The sequence below is a fragment of the Ahrensia sp. 13_GOM-1096m genome (assembly GCF_000620605.1).
In the GTDB taxonomy this organism is placed as follows: Bacteria; Pseudomonadota; Alphaproteobacteria; order Rhizobiales; family Rhizobiaceae; genus Ahrensia; species Ahrensia kielensis.
The window spans coordinates 442,052-458,794 of sequence record NZ_JIAX01000006.1 but is presented as its reverse complement, the minus strand read 5'-3'; the positions used below and the strand labels follow the sequence as shown (position 1 = coordinate 458,794).

The window sequence follows — 16,743 nt, the reverse complement described above, 5'->3', positions numbered from 1 at the left end:
TCATGCCAATTTTATCATTGTAGCAACAGGCGTTGCCTTATGCGCATCAAGATAAGCGTCAAGCTTGCTATCATCCGGCTTGCCCGGCTGACCATATTCACGGCTATGAATACCGTCGGAAATAAACAGCAAATCGAGATTGTTATCCATCGCGCCCTTAACGTCGGTTGGCATGCCATCACCGATTGCTAAAATGCGGCTCCGATCAACTTTCCCGCCTATAAGGGCTTCAGCTTTACGAATGGCCTCATCGTAAATCGGTTTGTGAGGTTTTCCAGCAATATAAGTTTTACCGCCAAGTTCTGCATAATCACGCGCTAAAGCGCCGGCGCAAAAGATTAGGCGGTCCCCCTTCTCCACAACAATATCAGGATTGGCGCATACGAATGGAAGATCACGGCTTTTCATTTCTTGTAATTGATCTGCGTAATCTGCCGGTGTTTCGCTTTCATCATCAAAAAGACCGGTGCAAACAACAACGTCCGCTTCCTTTAAGTCTACCAGCTCGGCACCGAGACCATCATAAATTGCCGTATCTCTTTGTGGCCCCAAGTGAAATATTTTCTTCGAACCATTTACGATGAGCGCACGGGTAACGTCGCCAGAAGTCACAACAGCATCAAATGTAGCTGTAGGAACACCAAGTGCGCCCAATTGTTCGATTACATTGGGCGAAGGTCGGGGAGCATTGGTTATAAGCACCACTTTTGCGCCAGCATCGCGTGCACGCATCAGCGCCTTATAGGCCTGCGTCCATGCATCTACGCCATTATGGAGCACGCCCCAAACATCGCATAAAATGACATCATAATTCGGCAAGAGCTCATCAAGCCGTTTAATTCGCTGTGTGGGCAATTGCAGACCTCAAAATCTTATATGCGTTATTTGCGCGCTATAGCTCACGCAATAGACGAAGATATTGAGAATGTCATCCTACTTGGCGATAAAGTTATTATGACGTTTTATCAGAATGACATTATTTGTACGGCCTGAAACGAATGCACTAATACTTTAGGACGCGGCTCCAGCATTTTTTGCTCATTGGGTCCTTGAGACTATATTTTAGCCCTAGCGTAGACACAAACCGCAAAGGGAAATATCGATCAACATCGATAATTTTGTGCGTTTCGTTTGCGCTTGGATTAAAGTCAAAAATGCCAAGGTAATTTAATGCTGGTGCAATATATAAAGAACCATCGACGAAAACAGCTTCCAAGCCTTTTATCTGCAAACCTTCAGGTACTTCAATATAATCACCAGGCTTTGGCTCATTGGGATTAGTCATGTCGCTCTCATGACGCCAATAGGACCATTCAATGCGCCCCTTAAGCTTCTTGTCGACTGGATCTTCGTCGATTTTCACGAGACGAAGTGCGAAACGAAAGTCTACCGCGCCATCTTTTGTGAAATCATCTCTGCCTGCCTGTTCTCTGCGAGCCCAGTTTCCAGATACATATGATTTATAAACCATCTCTGAGATTTTATCGAGCTGCGAGCAGGTTACATCTTCTGTTTGATACGCAAGAATATCTCCCAAAGCATAATAGTTCCGTATGCCACGTTTATATTGAGTATAAACAGTGCCAGCATCGTAAGTCAGAAAAGCCATCGACGCAAAAATCGGAAGAATGAACGCCATCTCCACAGCAATTGCGCCGCGTTCTTGGCGGCCAAAACTGATCAATTTATGCTTTAAGATACCGCGTAAACGTTGGAAAATCCCTTTATGTCTGCTCATATCAATATGGCTCCGTCATGAAAGTTAAACCAGCCGTGACTTCCATATTTTCTTTTCCAAATATAGCATTCCCAAAAACAACACTCGGGACCTGAATTTGAGCTTCCAAGCGCATTAATATTCCAGGGACACCCCCGTCAAAAACCTTTGTTTCATCGGTGCGATCGTAGCTATTATAATTTCCGTCGTATTTTTCCATCGACAATTTTATTGTATCCAAACAGTTTGGAATGCTTGCGTTTTTACAAATTTCTTTTTTTATATATTGCTCAGGCGGCGGATTTCCTGAAGCTGCAAACTGCTCATATATATAGCCTGTGCGTATTTCATAAATCACATTTTCGACCGCGCGCTGTGCGGTGGTGTTAACAAAGATGAAATACGTAATTTCAAATATAGCGGCCATAAGAGCAAAAAAGGCTGGCGCCAGAATAGCAAACTCAATCGCTGCCACCCCATCCTTATCCCGAGCAAATTTACTTAGAATTCTTGCCATCACCGATTTACCACCTTCTTTTCGGCAATCGTAATCTAAAAAGATTTCTAATTCGTAAGCGCGGTAATTTGTAATTTACCAATCGTAAGAACGGCATGTTAACAGCTTTGTTCTAATGTCTGCCTACAATAATTAGTATTGGTGGGTTAAAACATGGCTAAAACAAACATCCTGCGCAGGTTTCGCGACGATAAACGTGGCTCTGCTTATGTGCTCGCTGCTTTATCAATGATGCCGATATTCGGCATGATTGCGCTTGCTATCGATTATACCAACCAAGATCGAGTATACACCGACCTTGAAACCGCAACGCAAACTGTTGCGCTGCATCTTGCCAAACGCGTCGCGCTCAATCCAAGCGGAAGTCCAGCTGCGTACGAAGAGGAGGGCAAAAAGCTCCTTGAAGCGTTGGTCAGCGAACCCGTTACATATGATAAGTTTGCAGTCGATGTTGATTCTGGAAGAGTGCAAATTATTGCTAAATCTCAAGTTAAGACGTATTTTATGCACTTGTTCGGGTATGAACATCTAGATGCTCGCGTACAAACGGAATCCCGCTTCGGCCGTAAAAATATTGAAGTTGCGATCGCCATTGATAACTCAGGCTCTATGGATACCAACGCAGCGGCTAGCGGACAGCGATTCAAATCCCGCATGGATTCAGCTAAATCTGGTGCCAAAACACTCATCAAAGTAGCTACTGACTCTGTCGCGGATCTGGAAAGTGCAGAAATCAAGTTTTCAGTGGTTCCTTGGAATCATCATGTTCGCGTACCAAACGAATATTTAGGTTCTGGAGACAGCCAAGACGCATGGTGGATTGATTGGGCAGGCAGGTCTGTTGACCATTTCCGTTATCTTGCCCCCTACAAAACAACTAACTCCGGTGATGGCGACAAAGGCGATATGTACTATGCAATGCCAAACCGAAAATCTAATTGGCCTGCAAACAGAACTCATGAATGGGTTAATTATGATCCCAATAAGTTGAAAGACGTTTTACCGCTTACATTAAATCGTGATGGCGTTGATCTCGAGGCGCTACACAAGGAGCCAGGAATCGGCATCGTAACACGTAAAGACGTGTTTAACCGCTTCAAGAACGCCTCTTGGAAAGGTTGCTTTGATCACCGAGCAGGTAGCTTCAGAGAAACATTTGATGCCCCTAATGAACGAATTGGTAACTCGCTCTATCTACCACACTTCGCACCGGACGAATATGATTATGACTCCAGTGACTACTGGAGAAATTGGCGCGTAAATTACGTTGATGATGTAAATTCAGAAAGTGATTTTAAAGAGTACAGATATGGCTTTTCCTATACAACTTTGTATGGGGATGACGTCGATGATAATGACTATCTATCTGTAAAATATAGACACTCTAAATTCACTGCAGATGATATTTATCGTGCGCGTACATTCAACACTCCCAAATATGTTGGTAGCCAAACGAATACAAATAATATCACTTTATCGGGCAGCTACGGTAAAGAACGTGTAGGGCCAGATATGGATTGCATTGTTCCGCCTATGATTGGGTTGAACGATGATGTTGACGGCATCAATAACAACAAAAAAGATGGTGCTCTGGCTAAAACCATTGATAGTATGAAATCCAACGGTGCAACTGACGTTTCTATCGGTCTTGCATGGGCAATGAACACTTTGACACCGTGGGAACCTATGGGAGGCGCAGGGGGATTCGATGATACTGAAAAAGTACTCGTTCTGATGACTGATGGTGATAATACTATCAACTTCCCCAACTCCTACGGATATGGACATTCTCCACATGGATACGCAGTTGATGATCCATATGAAAAAGGGTGGGGGCTTTATGGTCCTCCAAATTCAGAAACAGCTAATAGTATGATTGATGACGTTGCAAAATCCATGTGTACAAACATTAAAGAGATGGGCGTGCGTATTTATTTCATCTATTTTGGATCAACCAAATACAGTACGCGTGCTGGAAAGCTAATGGACCATTGCGCTTCATCACCCCAAAGCGCCATTTGGGCTAAAAATGATGTTGATTTGGAAAACGCGTTCAAGAAAATCGGCAGCGATATCGGGAAACTTCGTCTTACACAGTATGATAGCAAGTAAACTATAGCTCCCTAAACCAATATCCTGGCTGAAATTTCAGCCGGGATTTTTTTATTTTATTCTAAAATTATAGCATTCAACATCGCAGCATATTGACTCTGTGTGCATCAATTACTATGTGCAGCTAGCACTCATCAAAGGTGAGTGCTAATACGTTTTATGCGTTTTCAATCAACTTATTTTAAGGGTAAAATCATGGCTGAGATGAATTTTCGTCCGCTGCACGACCGCGTAGTCGTTCGCCGCGTCGACTCAGAAGAGAAGACAGCAGGTGGCATCATCATTCCTGATACTGCTAAAGAAAAACCATCCGAAGGTGAAATCGTTGCTGTTGGCAACGGTGCGCGCGACGAAAGCGGCAAAGTCGTTGCACTTGACGTTAAAGTCGGTGATCGCGTCCTGTTCGGCAAATGGTCTGGCACAGAAGTTAAAGTAGGCGGCGAAGACCTTCTTATTATGAAGGAAAGCGACATCATGGGCGTTATTGGCTAACCCCAATCACTTTCGTTTTTCACTTTAGAACTTTCAATTGACGGGCTCGTCCCGAGGAGAATTTAAAATGGCTGCTAAAGAAGTAAAATTCGGCCGCTCAGCACGCGAACGCATGCTGGCTGGCGTAAACATTCTTGCTGATGCTGTTAAAGTTACGCTTGGCCCTAAAGGCCGTAACGTTGTGCTCGACAAATCTTTCGGCGCACCACGCATCACTAAAGACGGTGTTTCTGTTGCAAAAGAAATCGAACTTGAAGACAAGTTCGAAAACATGGGCGCACAGATGCTCCGTGAAGTTGCTTCAAAAACCAACGACATTGCTGGTGACGGTACAACAACTGCGACAGTGCTTGCACAGTCAATCGTACAAGAAGGTCACAAAGCAGTTGCTGCTGGCATGAACCCGATGGATCTGAAGCGCGGCATCGACATGGCTGTTAGCGAAGTTGTTGCTGACCTCATCAAAAAAGCGACAAAAATCAAAACTTCTGATGAAGTTGCTCAGGTTGGTACAATTTCTGCAAACGGCGAAAAAGAAATCGGCGACATGATCGCTGAAGCTATGCAGAAAGTTGGCAACGAAGGCGTTATCACTGTTGAAGAAGCAAAAACTGCTGAAACAGAGCTTGAAGTTGTTGAAGGCATGCAGTTTGACCGCGGTTACTTGTCACCTTACTTCGTGACAAACCCTGAGAAAATGGTTGCCGATCTTGATGATCCATACATCCTGATCCACGAGAAAAAACTTACTAACCTTCAAGCAATGCTTCCAATTCTTGAGGCTGTTGTTCAATCTTCACGCCCACTTCTCATCGTTGCAGAAGACGTTGAAGGCGAAGCGCTTGCAACTCTTGTTGTTAACAAGCTTCGCGGCGGCCTTAAAATTGCAGCAGTTAAAGCACCAGGCTTCGGCGATCGCCGTAAAGCAATGCTAGAAGACATTGCAATCTTGACTGGTGGTCAGGTGATTTCTGAAGAGCTTGGCATCAAGCTTGAAACAGTAACACTCGACATGCTTGGCACAGCGAAGAAAGTGAACATCTCTAAAGAGAACACAATCATCGTAGACGGCGCTGGCAAAAAAGAAGACATCGAAGGCCGTGTGGCTCAGATCAAAGGCCAAATCGAAGAAACATCTTCTGATTACGACCGTGAAAAACTTCAAGAGCGTCTTGCTAAATTGGCTGGCGGTGTTGCTGTTATCCGTGTTGGCGGCTCAACAGAAGTTGAAGTTAAAGAGAAAAAAGACCGCGTTGATGACGCTTTGAACGCGACACGCGCTGCGGTTGAAGAAGGTATCGTCCCTGGTGGCGGCACAGCTCTTCTCTTGTCTTCAGTTGGCATCAAATCAAAAGGTGCAAACCCAGACCAAGAAGCCGGCATCAATATTATTCGTCGTGCTCTGCAGGCTCCTGCCCGCCAGATCGCAACAAACGCTGGTGAAGAAGCTTCAATCATCGTTGGTAAAATCCTTGAGAAAAACGAAGCAAGCTTCGGCTTTAACGCTCAGACAGCCGAATATGGCGACATGATCAAAATGGGTATTGTTGACCCAGTTAAAGTTGTTCGCACTGCTCTTCAGGATGCAGCTTCAATTGCAGGCCTCTTGATTACCACGGAAGCGATGGTTGCAGATGCACCATCAAAGGAAGGTTCATCAGGCGGCATGCCTGACATGGGCGGCATGGGCGGAATGGGTGGTATGGGCGGCATGATGTAATTGCCTTTGGCAATTAACTCATAACGCTTCCACCTTGGAAACAAGAAAGCCCGCTGATTGATTTCAGCGGGCTTTTTATATTTCGGGAAAACGATACAAACGTCCGTGTATGTATAACATTAGATCAGGCAAAGCTTCTCAGGACGTGCGGCAAATCTATGGGTTTGGAAAAGATTGGTGCCGTCGGCACTTTGTCATCTTCCAAGAAACGTGCGAGCTGGCCTGTAACATAAGCAAATTTCACGCCTAAATTCGCCAGTTTACGGGCTATAGGGACGCTCGTTTTGTCTCCAAGATTGTAATCGAGCAAAGCATAATCTGGCGTCTGGTTCTGTAGAATTTGTTCAGCTTCTTCTACAGAGCGCGCAACGCCAATAACATGGTAGCCTTCTTCTATAAGCGACTCTTCTAAATCCATCGCTAGAAATATATCGTCTTCCACGATCAAAAAGTGTGATTTTTTAGGCATTTCCGGACCATCCTTTTTTCTTCGTGGTGTTATCATTCCAATAGTTAACTGCAAAAAGTCAAATTCGTTCCGTTGTGTTACACAATCGGCATTTTATGCTTAACCATTGGTAAAAATGTAAATATGCGCCTTATCACAATAAAATACTGCGGAGGCGAATACATCTAGTAAGCATTTGAATTCATTTGGCTTGCACGATTAATTCAATGAAAACACACTATTAGCAATCAAAACCACTAACCTTAATGCGGGCAGCAACCATTGCGAAAGACAATCGGAATCTTAAGCATTTTATGAAAGCATATGTACTCAATTGAATTTTCAAGGCGGCACAATGCAAAATAAAACAGCAATGCACGATCTATCTGCAACAGCTGAATTAGAATTAGCGCAGAACTATCGAAGTCTCATTGACGATTTAAATGTCGGAATCGCCATATATGGCTCGAACGGCCACCTGTTGTGCGCCAATCAAAGTTTTTATGATCTGCATTGCATTAGTACGAACGATGTCACTATCGGAATGACTATGTTTGAAGTCATTGAGCATACGGTGCAATCCAAAAAATTTGGAAATTTTGCCGCTTCCGAAGTTCATAAAATGGTTAAAGACACGTTTGAAAATGGTGAAGCGTTTAGAATCGAGCTGCTCGATAAAAATGAGCGTAAGTTACGTATTTCACGGCATTTCAAACCCAATAAAATGGTCGTTGAAACCGTCGAACATCTGGCTTCGGACACAACCTTAAATAATTTCAATCAAGATCCAAACCTCAAGCACGCACCAAGCCTGACAATGGAGGAGCTTACGGCTGCACTAAACCGTACGCCTGATGGGTTTGGGCTTTACAGTCCAGATGGACAACTCTTAGCTTATAATAAAAACTATGTGACCTTAAACCCTGATATTGCGCACGCGATTAGAATTGGGGCTCGCCATGCTGACATCATCGCTGCTGTCTATGATAGCGGCAAAATCGAGATGAATGGCCAGACGCGTGAAGACTATTTCGCATATGCGGAAAAAGAACGGCTCGAACCATCAGGTGCAACAGCTCACAGAAATGCAGATGGAAAATGGGTTCGCTTTAGTGCGCACCGCCTCGATAATGGCTGCACAATCTTCAATGTCGCCGACATTACGCAGCTTAAACACCATGAACTACACACCCGTGATCTAAGCCAGCAAGCAGCAACGCAAGAAGTGCAACTTCACTATGCGCTTGCTAATATGTCTCAAGGTCTTGCCATGTATAACGAACGGCAAGAAGTTTTAGTCTGGAACGATCGATACATAAAAATGACAGGCGTTGACCCTGCGATCATGAAAAAAGGCACACCGCGCATCGACATTCTGCGTAATTCAATTGAACGCGGTCATTATTCAAACGAAAAAGCAGCCGAAACCCTTAAAAGGTACAGTGAAGACGGCTTTACCAATAAAGAAAGTGTACATCTGCATCATCTCACAGATGGCCGTATTATCGAAGTGCACAACCGGCCTGTCTCCAACAACTACACTATTGTTACCATGTCAGATGTCACACAGCGCGAGCATGATACGGCACGACTTGCCAAATATACCCGAAACCTTGAACGCTCAAATGCAGAGCTACAAGATTTTGCCTATGTTGCATCACACGATCTTCAGGAGCCTTTACGAAAGATTGAGGCCTTCGGTGATCGTTTAGCCAAAAAATATGGTGATATATTACCTGAAGATGGTTCGATGTATTTGAATCGTATGCAAAATGCGTCATCGCGTATGCGGCAGCTCATCAACGACCTATTAGCTTACTCCCGCGTGACAAACAAAACACGGCCATTCAATCCAGTTGATCTAAATGACATCGTCAAAGGCGCTTTGTCAGACCTTCATGTGCGGCTGGAAGAAACCGGCGGCAAGGTGGAAACGAAAGGTTTGGGAATAATTGATGGCGATGCAGTGCAGCTACGCCAATTGTTTCAAAACCTGATTAGCAATGCATTGAAATTTCACAAGCCTGATGAAGCGCCCATTATTCATGTGAATGGTGAGACCCTCACCATAGAAGACTCGTTCGGGCAGCCCATCGCTATTCATCGCATTAAAATTTCAGATAACGGTATCGGTTTCGATAGGCGCTTCAAAGATCAGATTTTTGCAATCTTCAAGCGATTGCATGGACGAATGGAATATGAAGGAACAGGCATAGGACTTTCAACGTGCCGAAAGATTGTTGACCAACATTTTGGAACAATTGAAGCCGACGGCGAAGAAGGCGTTGGTTCTACTTTCAGTATTGATATTCCTGTAAAATACGCTGGGGAAGATAGCCAATGAAGGACGGCAATCCAATCAAAATTCTAATCGCCGACGATGATGCCGACGACCGCATGCTCATTGCAGATGCCTTTGAAGAAGCAAATCTTTCCAATCCGATCGATTTTGTTGTCGATGGGCTAGACTTGCTTGATTACTTGAATCGCCAAGGCAAATATGAAGAACTCAAAGACCAAGATTTACCTGGCATTATTCTGCTTGACCTGAACATGCCGCGCATGGATGGACGCGCTGCGCTTGCAGAAATTCGCAAAATTCCTGAGTTTCAGGCCATTCCAATTGTCGCACTCACCACATCTAAATCAGAAGAAGACATTTTGCAGGCTTATAATCTTGGGGTGAACTCATTCATCACAAAGCCGGTCACATTTGATGGCTTGGTTCATGTCGTGCGAATTTTGAGCAAATACTGGATTGAGAATGTTCAGCTTCCCAAAGCGCAATAATAGCATTTCTCACTTGTGATCGATAATGACCCCAGAGCGTTCTTTCTGCGCTTTGTGAATTGCCCATGCGCCGAAAATTGACCCCGTAATCGCAGCTAATACGGCTGCTCCAATCGCGGCCAACCCGATCCAGACTAAAATCGGCACAGCAATAACAGCGAGTGCGATTGCAAGTCCAAACCTCAAAAATGATTTTAAAGTGTCCATTATTATTCCTTTCGTTCTTTATAAATGGGAAGCCAAAGCATGATGCGCAACGGTGCTGAAATTACATTTTAGTAAGGTAGCGCCAAGACATGTGCGCAACTTGCTGTCATTGCATTGAATTTCAATTGCTATAAGAGAAGGAAAACACATCCATCTAAATACGGAAAACTCATGCTAAAGCCCACTTTGGCTGCCTTCGCTTCAAGGTTTAAATCAAACAAAGCGACGCAGACCAGACTTGTCGATTTCACACCATCTGTCATCAGAACCGAATTGCTTTCAGGCCTAACGGTTGCACTTGCGCTTGTGCCAGAGGCCGTTGCCTTTGCATTTGTTGCTGGCGTTCACCCGCTGGTTGGCTTGTATGCTGCCTTTATCGTTGGTCTAATCACCGCCATTATGGGCGGCAGACCCGGCATGATTTCCGGCGCAACAGGCGCGCTGGCAGTTGTTATGGTTGCGCTCGTTGCACAGCACGGCGTCGAATATCTTTTTGCAACCGTCATATTGATGGGCGTTTTACAAATTCTAGCTGGTGTTTTTCACTTGGGTAAATTTATCCGGCTTGTCCCGCATCCGGTCATGCTTGGATTTGTGAACGGGCTGGCGATTGTTATTTTCCTTGCTCAATTATCACAGTTCAAAGTGCCCGGCACGGCAGAAGCAAGCGAAGGTCTTTTTAGCGGTCAATGGCTCAGCGGCCTTCCGCTTTTCCTCATGCTCGCCCTTATTGGCCTGACAATGGCTATCATTTGGATTATGCCGCGCATCACCAATGCTTTCCCTGCTCCGCTTGCAGGTATCGGTATCGTTGCTGCGATTGTAATCATTTTCGGAATGGACGTGCCACGCGTTGGCGATCTGGCATCGATTGAAGGTGGCTTACCGCCGTTCCACATTCCCTTTGATCTAGCCGGAACTGGCGCAACAGGCCTTTACGATAGTGTATTAGCGCCGCTTACACTCGAAACGCTCTATATTATTTTGCCCTATGCCGTCATTCTTGCCGCCATTGGCCTTATCGAAAGCCTTTTGACACTCAACCTTGTTGGTGAAATCACCGGACAACGCGGTGGCGCTTCAAAAGAATGTGTTGCTCAAGGTGTTGCAAATACCGTGACCGGTTTCTTCGGCGGTATGGGCGGCTGTGCGATGATCGGCCAATCGATGATCAATGTTAAATCGGGTGGTAGAACACGGCTCTCTGGCGCATCTGCTGCCTTGTTCCTCTTGGCATTTATTCTTGTTGGATCGTCATTGATCGAACAGATTCCGCTCGCAGCACTTGTCGGCGTTATGTTCATGGTTGTCATCGGCACATTTGCATGGAACTCACTGCGTATCATGGGCAAAATTCCGCTCATGGATGCGTTTGTTATCGTGCTTGTTACCGTTGTCACAGTCATGACCGACCTTGCAATCGCAGTGGTTGTGGGTGTGATTGTCTCTGCGCTTGCTTACTCTTGGCAAAATGCGACCCGCATCTGGGCAAAATCAAGCATGTCACCGGAAGGCGCTAAGATTTACGGCATTGAAGGGCCGTTGTTCTTCGGTTCCACTGACGGGTTTGCTGAAATTTTTGACCCGCAGAATGACCCTGATGTTGTGATTGTGGATTTCATGAATTCGCGCGTCGTTGACCAATCAGCGCTTCAAGCACTTGAGGATTTAGCAAAACGCTATGAGGCTGAAGGCAAGACATTGCAATTGCGCCACCTATCGCGTGACTGTCATCAGTTGCTTAATCGCGCTGGCCAATTGATTGTCGATGCAGACGACGATCCTGAATATGAGATCGCCGTGGATTATGGCGTTCGCACCGGTACATTTGGCGGCGGGCATTAGCACCGCCCCCTTTTGACTAAAGCTAGAAAGCCCCCGCACTAACGGGGGCTTTTTATTAGCCGATTATATTATGAGCAGGCCCATAAGGGAACTTGGTAATGTTCTCAACATCACCATTATCACCAATGATGAGAATATCATGCTCGCGGTATCCACCTGCACCTGGCTCACCTTCCGGTATCCAGACCATTGGTTCCATGGAAATCACCATTCCCGGCTCAAGCACGGTATCAATATCTTCGCGCAGCTCAAGTCCAGCCTCACGGCCATAATAGTGTGAAAGAACGCCGAATGAATGCCCATAACCAAATGAGCGGTGCTGCAGCAGATTTGCAGCTTTAAAATGCTCATTGATCTCAGCGCAAATACCCGAACAAGTTGCGCCGGGCTTAATCAGCGAAATACCGAGCTCATGGGCTGCAACATTGGCCTCCCAAATTCTGCGTGAAGCCGCATCCGGTTCACCCACCCACAATGTGCGCTCAAGTGCCGTGTAATAGCCTGATATCATTGGGAACGTGTTCAGCGACAAGATATCGCCTTGTTCCAATGTACGTGCGGTCACCGGATTATGTGCGCCGTCCGTATTGATACCTGATTGGAACCACACCCAAGTGTCGCGATATTCAGCATTTGGAAAACTTTTGGCGATTTCCAGTTCCATTGCGTTGCGGCCGGCCATTGCAATGTCGATTTCGCGCACCCCCGCCCCAATTGCATCATGAATGGCAAAACCACCAACATCAGCAACGCGAGCCCCCTCTTTAATCAGGGCAATTTCCTCGGCAGACTTTACCATGCGCTGGCGCATTGTCGCTCCAGCTATGTCAACTGTCTCAGATACATCCAGCATGTCGCGCAATTTCTCATGGCTAGCAAGCGTCAGATGATCTGCTTCAATGCCAATTTTACCTGTATTGCCGATCAGTTCTTTGACCGCACGCCAGTAATTGTCACGTTTCCAATCTGTATAGATAACATTGTTTTCGATAGAGCGACGCCACGGCTGGCTGGCATCAATGTTTGCTGAAACCGTTGTGCAGCTATCGGCGGTAACCACGCAACCATAAGAGCGGCCGAATGAACAATAAAGAAAGCCAGAGTAATAGGCGATATTGTGCATGGAAGTTAGAAGAACGACTGGTAGGTCTTGCTTTGCCATAATCGCACGCAAGCCTTTCAATCGGCGTTGATATTCAGCCTTCGAGAAAGGAAGTGCAGCTTTACCGCCATCGTGACGTGAAAAGAAATCGGGGCGTTTTGTAATGTCGCTCATGCTCAAATCCTAGATGATGCACCGGATTTGAATTCTTCCGGTGCGTTGTAAAAAACAAAGCATCCGGGCGTACAGGATAATTTTTGAAGATTGTCAGGCGACGCCATCGCCTCTTTATTAATTAAGCGATGGACAATCCATGGTCAAATGAAATTTGAAAAGCAGGAGAGCTCTGCCGCAAAACTTTTGAGCATCCAGACGGTCAGGTGATATTATTATTGATCCAAGGCTGTTTGCGCGTCCTGCATGAAGATGTACTCTGTGGGCACATGGCCACCTTCAAAAGTTAGCGCGGCGTGGGCGTTTCGTTCAAAATGTCTGATATGGCACTGATTACTCTTTGCGGCTGAGTGATCTGGGGGAAGTGACCACTTTCGCTGCAGGGATAGTGCTTTGAATTCGGCGATAATTGCAGCAAGGACTGCTGGTACTTTTGATGGGATTTGAACAGTTTGTCTGGGGCAAATTGCATTTTCTTTTTACCGGACACGACCGCAACAGGAACGTTGGGAAATGCCCCCGCATGCCTGATCTGTTCGATGGTCTGCATAATGCACTCATCTTCGGAATATTTGAATTCATCAGACAGCTTCTCGATGACTTTCAGCCAGCTGTTGATAGTTCCTAATCCAAAGGGAGATTTACCTGCCTTTTGCTCCTCCACCTCCTGGGGATGTGTCGCATCAACGAAGATGATGCCGGCCACGTCTTGCGGGTACATACGGGCATACAGATTGGCGAATATCCCACCTAAGGAATGCGCAACAAGAACATAAGGCGGATCTACCTCTAAGAGGGAGCATAGGGACCGCATCTCCGAAATGACTGTCAGTCCATCTTGTGCTGTCGTGGCTTTTGGCGACCTGCCAATACCTCTCCTGTTAAACAGCACCACACTGTTGGTCGAACAAAATGTGGGATACACCTTGTCCCACGTTTCAAATGGCATTCTAAAGCCATTGAGAAATATAATATGCCGACCGCCATCACCCAAGCGTTGGTGATGTAACGGGATGATTTGGTCTATTGGCATGATGGGCGCTCGGACTCTGTTTGGCGGCGTGCTCAACCTTAGAGCTGCCGTTGATGGTCCTATCACATACTTGATCTTGCGGGTTGTGTCGCAAATTTTTGTAAGAGCTTGAAAAGGCTAGGTTGCGGACAGGACTATGCGGCCTGCCCAGCAAACTGCTACAGAGCCTATTTACGTGCTGATAGCTTTTGTGCCAGCTCAAGAACAAGCGGATTTTCTGCGCTCTTTTTGCCCGCAAACAAGCATGCTTCAGACGCCAAGATCACACCATCGTCCAGCACCCGCAGCGCGTTTGCACGCAATGTCGATCCTGTCGAGGTTATATCAACGATGATATCCGCTTGTCCCGCAGCTGGAGCGCCTTCTGTAGCGCCAAGGCTCTCAATAATACGGTAAAGCTGAATGCCGTGCTGATTGGAGAAAAATTGCTGCGTGAGCTGCCAATATTTTGTCGCGATGCGCAAACGGCGACCGTGCAGCGCCCTGAAACCAGCCGCCACCTCGCCCAAGTCACCCATTGTGTGAACGTCAAACCAGCTATCTGGCACGGCAACAATCACATCTGCTGCGCCAAAGCCAAGCTTTGCTAAAAGCTTCATAGAATTATAGCTATCGGGAATATTTTCGCGCACAAGGTCTTCGCCTGTTACGCCTGCCTCAACATTGCCGGCTGCTACTTCACGTGCGATTTCAGAGGCAGACAAATAGGCGATTTCAATATCATCGCGGCCTTCAATTGTTGCGCGGTATGAGCGCGGGTCTGCTGGCGGCAGCACATTTAAGCCGATTGAGCTTAAACATTCGATGGCGTTTTCTTTCAAACGTCCCTTCGATGGCAATGCGAGTGTGATCATGCGCTTGCCTCCGCAATTCGGTCCAGCCAAATGGAAAATCCAACACCCGGTGTTGCTTTTTCTGCGCCCAGCAATGGAAGCAAACGGTCATAGCGGCCACCGCCCACCAACACATCGCCGCTGCGCGAGCGAAGCTCATAAACAAGCCCCGTATAATAATCGAGCCTGCGCCCAAAAGAGGCGTTGTAAATGATAGCGCTAAGATCAAGGCCAGCGGCGATAAGCGACTTATTACGCTCTTCGAAAACCGCAATCGCTGGGGCCAGATCAATCCCGTTGTCTTTTTCAAAGCCGCGCAGCACAGCAACAGATTGATCAAGCGGCACAGAAATTGACAGGAATTTGCGCAATATATCCAGCTTTGCTTCTTCCGGCACCAATTGGCTTTGTGCGAACTTTGCCTGCAAACGTTTTGCGACTTCTGCCGGTGTGCGCCCGCCAGCATTGCTCAAGCTTGCTGCATCCATTGCCGCTGAAATCAGTTCTTCTAGCTTGGCGCTGTCGCCGCTTTGAGCAGCTTGCAAAATTGGCTCTGGCAAATCTGGCATTGTGATCGGATGCGCAAGTCGGTCGAGCGTTGCCTCAAGTGTGGCATCATGGCCAAAGGCGTGCGCAAGACGCAAACGCCAACCGGAAGGTAAGCCGAGCGCAGCCAATACCTGATCAAAGACCGCTTGATCGCCAATTATGATTTCGCATCTATCGGCACGAACACCCAAATCGCTTACACATGCCAGCGCATCGGCAACGGAGCGCGCATCGGCTGCATTGGTATCGGCCTCGCCTATATCTTCAATGCCTGCCTGCAAAAATTCAGATGCGCCCGCATCACGCTGCCTGAACGCTGTACCGACATAGCCATAACGGCCAGATGGTGCACCGCCCTCAATATGCTGCAGGCAAACGGGAATGGTAAATTCTGGGCGCAAACACATTGCGCGACCATTTTGGTTTTGCGTCAAAAATATCCGTCTGCGCAATTCCTCGCCAGCCGTATCAAGAAACGGCTCTGCGGGTTGCAGCACCGGCACATCAATGCGCACAGCATTGCGGTCGGCAAGTATCGCCTCAATGTCGGCGCGTGCGGAGAATGATCTAAGGGTGGTCACTTTATTTGGCCAAGTTCATGCAAAAGCGTTTCAACACATCCATTTAGATTATCGGATAGCTCACCCGTATTGATGCGAAAAATCCGATAACCTAATTGTGTGAGGGCCTTATCGCGTTTTGCATCATTTGCCAAATGCTTAGGTGTTTTTGCTGCCTAATTCCGATACGGCAATAATATGCTGACACACATTTTTTAGATCGCGGATAATATCGTCATTCCAAAAACGCAGCACAATATAGCCTTGCTCTTTCAATCTCTCATCACGTTGCTTGTCATAAATATTGACTGCGTGCTGGCTTCCATCAACTTCTACAATAAGCTTCTTTTCGATGCAGACAAAATCAACGATATAGCTGGCGATGGGCACTTGCCTGCGAAACTTGAGCTTGTTCAAACCACGATTACGGAGTTCTGACCACAACACAGCTTCCGCATCGGTGGATTCATGGCGCATATTGCGCGCATAACGTCTAAGCCTTGGCGTCTCGTCATCCCGCATTTCACCCTCATCCGACCTCGCTGCGCTCGGCCACCTTCTCCCGCTAGCAGGAGAAGGATAAGTGAAAACTGTCAGCGACGAAATAAATGTTTTCCCTTCGCCCGTTTACGGGAGAAGGTGGC

The 16,743-nt window shown here is 46.6% G+C and carries 17 protein-coding genes; 6 read left to right on the top strand and 11 right to left on the bottom strand.

Features of this window, described 5'->3' with window-relative positions:
- From N530_RS0102595 to N530_RS0102580, 3 genes are all read right to left on the bottom strand, one after another.
- Positions 1 to 855, bottom strand: a complete 855-nt coding sequence (locus N530_RS0102595) for a TIGR01459 family HAD-type hydrolase (protein WP_026479422.1) — start codon at positions 853 to 855, stop codon at positions 1 to 3.
- A gap of 148 nt (positions 856 to 1,003) precedes the next feature.
- Positions 1,004 to 1,738 carry a TadE/TadG family type IV pilus assembly protein gene (locus N530_RS0102585; protein ID WP_026479421.1) on the bottom strand — a complete coding sequence of 245 codons (735 nt, stop codon included), beginning with the start codon at positions 1,736 to 1,738 and terminating at the stop codon, positions 1,004 to 1,006.
- 1 nt (position 1,739) lies between these two features.
- A complete protein-coding gene (locus N530_RS0102580; protein ID WP_081773868.1) occupies positions 1,740 to 2,234 on the bottom strand; it encodes a TadE/TadG family type IV pilus assembly protein in 495 nt (164 codons plus the stop codon).
- A gap of 153 nt (positions 2,235 to 2,387) precedes the next feature.
- Here N530_RS0102580 and N530_RS0102575 point away from each other — a divergent pair, with 153 nt between their 5' ends.
- From N530_RS0102575 to groL, 3 genes are all read left to right on the top strand, one after another.
- Positions 2,388 to 4,346, top strand: a complete 1,959-nt coding sequence (locus tag N530_RS0102575) for a TadE/TadG family type IV pilus assembly protein (RefSeq protein WP_026479419.1) — start codon at positions 2,388 to 2,390, stop codon at positions 4,344 to 4,346.
- Between the two features lie 195 nt (positions 4,347 to 4,541).
- Positions 4,542 to 4,838, top strand: coding sequence for a co-chaperone GroES (gene groES, locus N530_RS0102570; RefSeq protein WP_026317292.1), 297 nt, complete (start codon positions 4,542 to 4,544; stop codon positions 4,836 to 4,838).
- Positions 4,839 to 4,905: 67 nt separating this feature from the next.
- A complete protein-coding gene (groL, locus tag N530_RS0102565; protein ID WP_026479418.1) occupies positions 4,906 to 6,558 on the top strand; it encodes a chaperonin GroEL in 1,653 nt (550 codons plus the stop codon).
- A 124-nt stretch (positions 6,559 to 6,682) separates the two neighbouring features.
- Here groL and N530_RS18535 read toward each other — a convergent pair whose 3' ends face one another.
- The gene (locus N530_RS18535) at positions 6,683 to 7,027 is read right to left on the bottom strand and encodes a response regulator (protein ID WP_162150924.1); all 345 of its coding nucleotides are present in this window, start codon (positions 7,025 to 7,027) and stop codon (positions 6,683 to 6,685) included.
- A 334-nt stretch (positions 7,028 to 7,361) separates the two neighbouring features.
- Here N530_RS18535 and N530_RS18530 point away from each other — a divergent pair, with 334 nt between their 5' ends.
- Both N530_RS18530 and N530_RS0102550 read left to right on the top strand, forming a co-directional pair.
- A complete protein-coding gene (locus N530_RS18530) occupies positions 7,362 to 9,350 on the top strand; it encodes a PAS-domain containing protein (RefSeq protein WP_155851900.1) in 1,989 nt (662 codons plus the stop codon).
- Entirely contained in the window at positions 9,347 to 9,796 is a 450-nt protein-coding gene (locus tag N530_RS0102550) for a response regulator (protein ID WP_026479417.1), read from the top strand. The genes N530_RS18530 and N530_RS0102550 overlap by 4 nt, the downstream gene beginning before the upstream one ends.
- 9 nt (positions 9,797 to 9,805) lie before the next feature.
- On the opposite strand, the gene N530_RS0102545 is transcribed toward N530_RS0102550, so the two are convergent.
- Entirely contained in the window at positions 9,806 to 10,003 is a 198-nt protein-coding gene (locus N530_RS0102545; RefSeq protein ID WP_026479416.1) for a hypothetical protein, read from the bottom strand.
- A gap of 171 nt (positions 10,004 to 10,174) precedes the next feature.
- On the opposite strand from N530_RS0102545, the gene N530_RS0102540 reads away from it, so the two are divergent.
- On the top strand, positions 10,175 to 11,848 hold the full coding sequence (locus tag N530_RS0102540; RefSeq protein ID WP_026479415.1) for a SulP family inorganic anion transporter: 1,674 nt from the start codon (positions 10,175 to 10,177) through the stop codon (positions 11,846 to 11,848).
- Positions 11,849 to 11,903: 55 nt separating this feature from the next.
- On the opposite strand, the gene N530_RS0102535 is transcribed toward N530_RS0102540, so the two are convergent.
- From N530_RS0102535 to N530_RS0102510, 6 genes are all read right to left on the bottom strand, one after another.
- A complete protein-coding gene (locus tag N530_RS0102535; RefSeq protein ID WP_026479414.1) occupies positions 11,904 to 13,124 on the bottom strand; it encodes an aminopeptidase P family protein in 1,221 nt (406 codons plus the stop codon).
- Between the two features lie 286 nt (positions 13,125 to 13,410).
- On the bottom strand, positions 13,411 to 14,157 hold the full coding sequence (locus N530_RS0102530) for an alpha/beta fold hydrolase (protein ID WP_051540708.1): 747 nt from the start codon (positions 14,155 to 14,157) through the stop codon (positions 13,411 to 13,413).
- Positions 14,158 to 14,324: 167 nt separating this feature from the next.
- Positions 14,325 to 15,011, bottom strand: coding sequence for an ATP phosphoribosyltransferase (gene hisG, locus N530_RS0102525; RefSeq protein ID WP_018688629.1), 687 nt, complete (start codon positions 15,009 to 15,011; stop codon positions 14,325 to 14,327).
- On the bottom strand, positions 15,008 to 16,120 hold the full coding sequence (locus N530_RS0102520) for an ATP phosphoribosyltransferase regulatory subunit (protein WP_026479412.1): 1,113 nt from the start codon (positions 16,118 to 16,120) through the stop codon (positions 15,008 to 15,010). Before N530_RS0102520 ends, hisG begins: the two co-directional genes overlap by 4 nt.
- On the bottom strand, positions 16,117 to 16,254 hold the full coding sequence (locus N530_RS19440) for a DUF559 domain-containing protein (protein WP_155851899.1): 138 nt from the start codon (positions 16,252 to 16,254) through the stop codon (positions 16,117 to 16,119). Before N530_RS19440 ends, N530_RS0102520 begins: the two co-directional genes overlap by 4 nt.
- Positions 16,255 to 16,258: 4 nt before the next feature.
- Positions 16,259 to 16,621, bottom strand: a complete 363-nt coding sequence (locus tag N530_RS0102510) for an endonuclease domain-containing protein (protein WP_026479411.1) — start codon at positions 16,619 to 16,621, stop codon at positions 16,259 to 16,261.
- Positions 16,622 to 16,743: the final 122 nt, after the last annotated feature.

Coding starts and splice junctions, on each gene's coding strand:
- N530_RS0102575 (WP_026479419.1), top strand. CDS start 2,388: ATGGCTAAAACAAACATCCTGCGCAGGTTTCGCGACGATAAACGTGGC.
- N530_RS0102510 (WP_026479411.1), bottom strand. CDS start 16,621: ATGCGGGATGACGAGACGCCAAGGCTTAGACGTTATGCGCGCAATATG.
- N530_RS0102585 (WP_026479421.1), bottom strand. CDS start 1,738: ATGAGCAGACATAAAGGGATTTTCCAACGTTTACGCGGTATCTTAAAG.
- groES (WP_026317292.1), top strand. CDS start 4,542: ATGGCTGAGATGAATTTTCGTCCGCTGCACGACCGCGTAGTCGTTCGC.
- N530_RS0102530 (WP_051540708.1), bottom strand. CDS start 14,157: ATGCCAATAGACCAAATCATCCCGTTACATCACCAACGCTTGGGTGAT.
- groL (WP_026479418.1), top strand. CDS start 4,906: ATGGCTGCTAAAGAAGTAAAATTCGGCCGCTCAGCACGCGAACGCATG.
- N530_RS18530 (WP_155851900.1), top strand. CDS start 7,362: ATGCAAAATAAAACAGCAATGCACGATCTATCTGCAACAGCTGAATTA.
- N530_RS0102580 (WP_081773868.1), bottom strand. CDS start 2,234: ATGGCAAGAATTCTAAGTAAATTTGCTCGGGATAAGGATGGGGTGGCA.
- N530_RS0102540 (WP_026479415.1), top strand. CDS start 10,175: ATGCTAAAGCCCACTTTGGCTGCCTTCGCTTCAAGGTTTAAATCAAAC.
- N530_RS0102535 (WP_026479414.1), bottom strand. CDS start 13,124: ATGAGCGACATTACAAAACGCCCCGATTTCTTTTCACGTCACGATGGC.
- hisG (WP_018688629.1), bottom strand. CDS start 15,011: ATGATCACACTCGCATTGCCATCGAAGGGACGTTTGAAAGAAAACGCC.
- N530_RS18535 (WP_162150924.1), bottom strand. CDS start 7,027: ATGCCTAAAAAATCACACTTTTTGATCGTGGAAGACGATATATTTCTA.
- N530_RS0102545 (WP_026479416.1), bottom strand. CDS start 10,003: ATGGACACTTTAAAATCATTTTTGAGGTTTGGACTTGCAATCGCACTC.
- N530_RS0102550 (WP_026479417.1), top strand. CDS start 9,347: ATGAAGGACGGCAATCCAATCAAAATTCTAATCGCCGACGATGATGCC.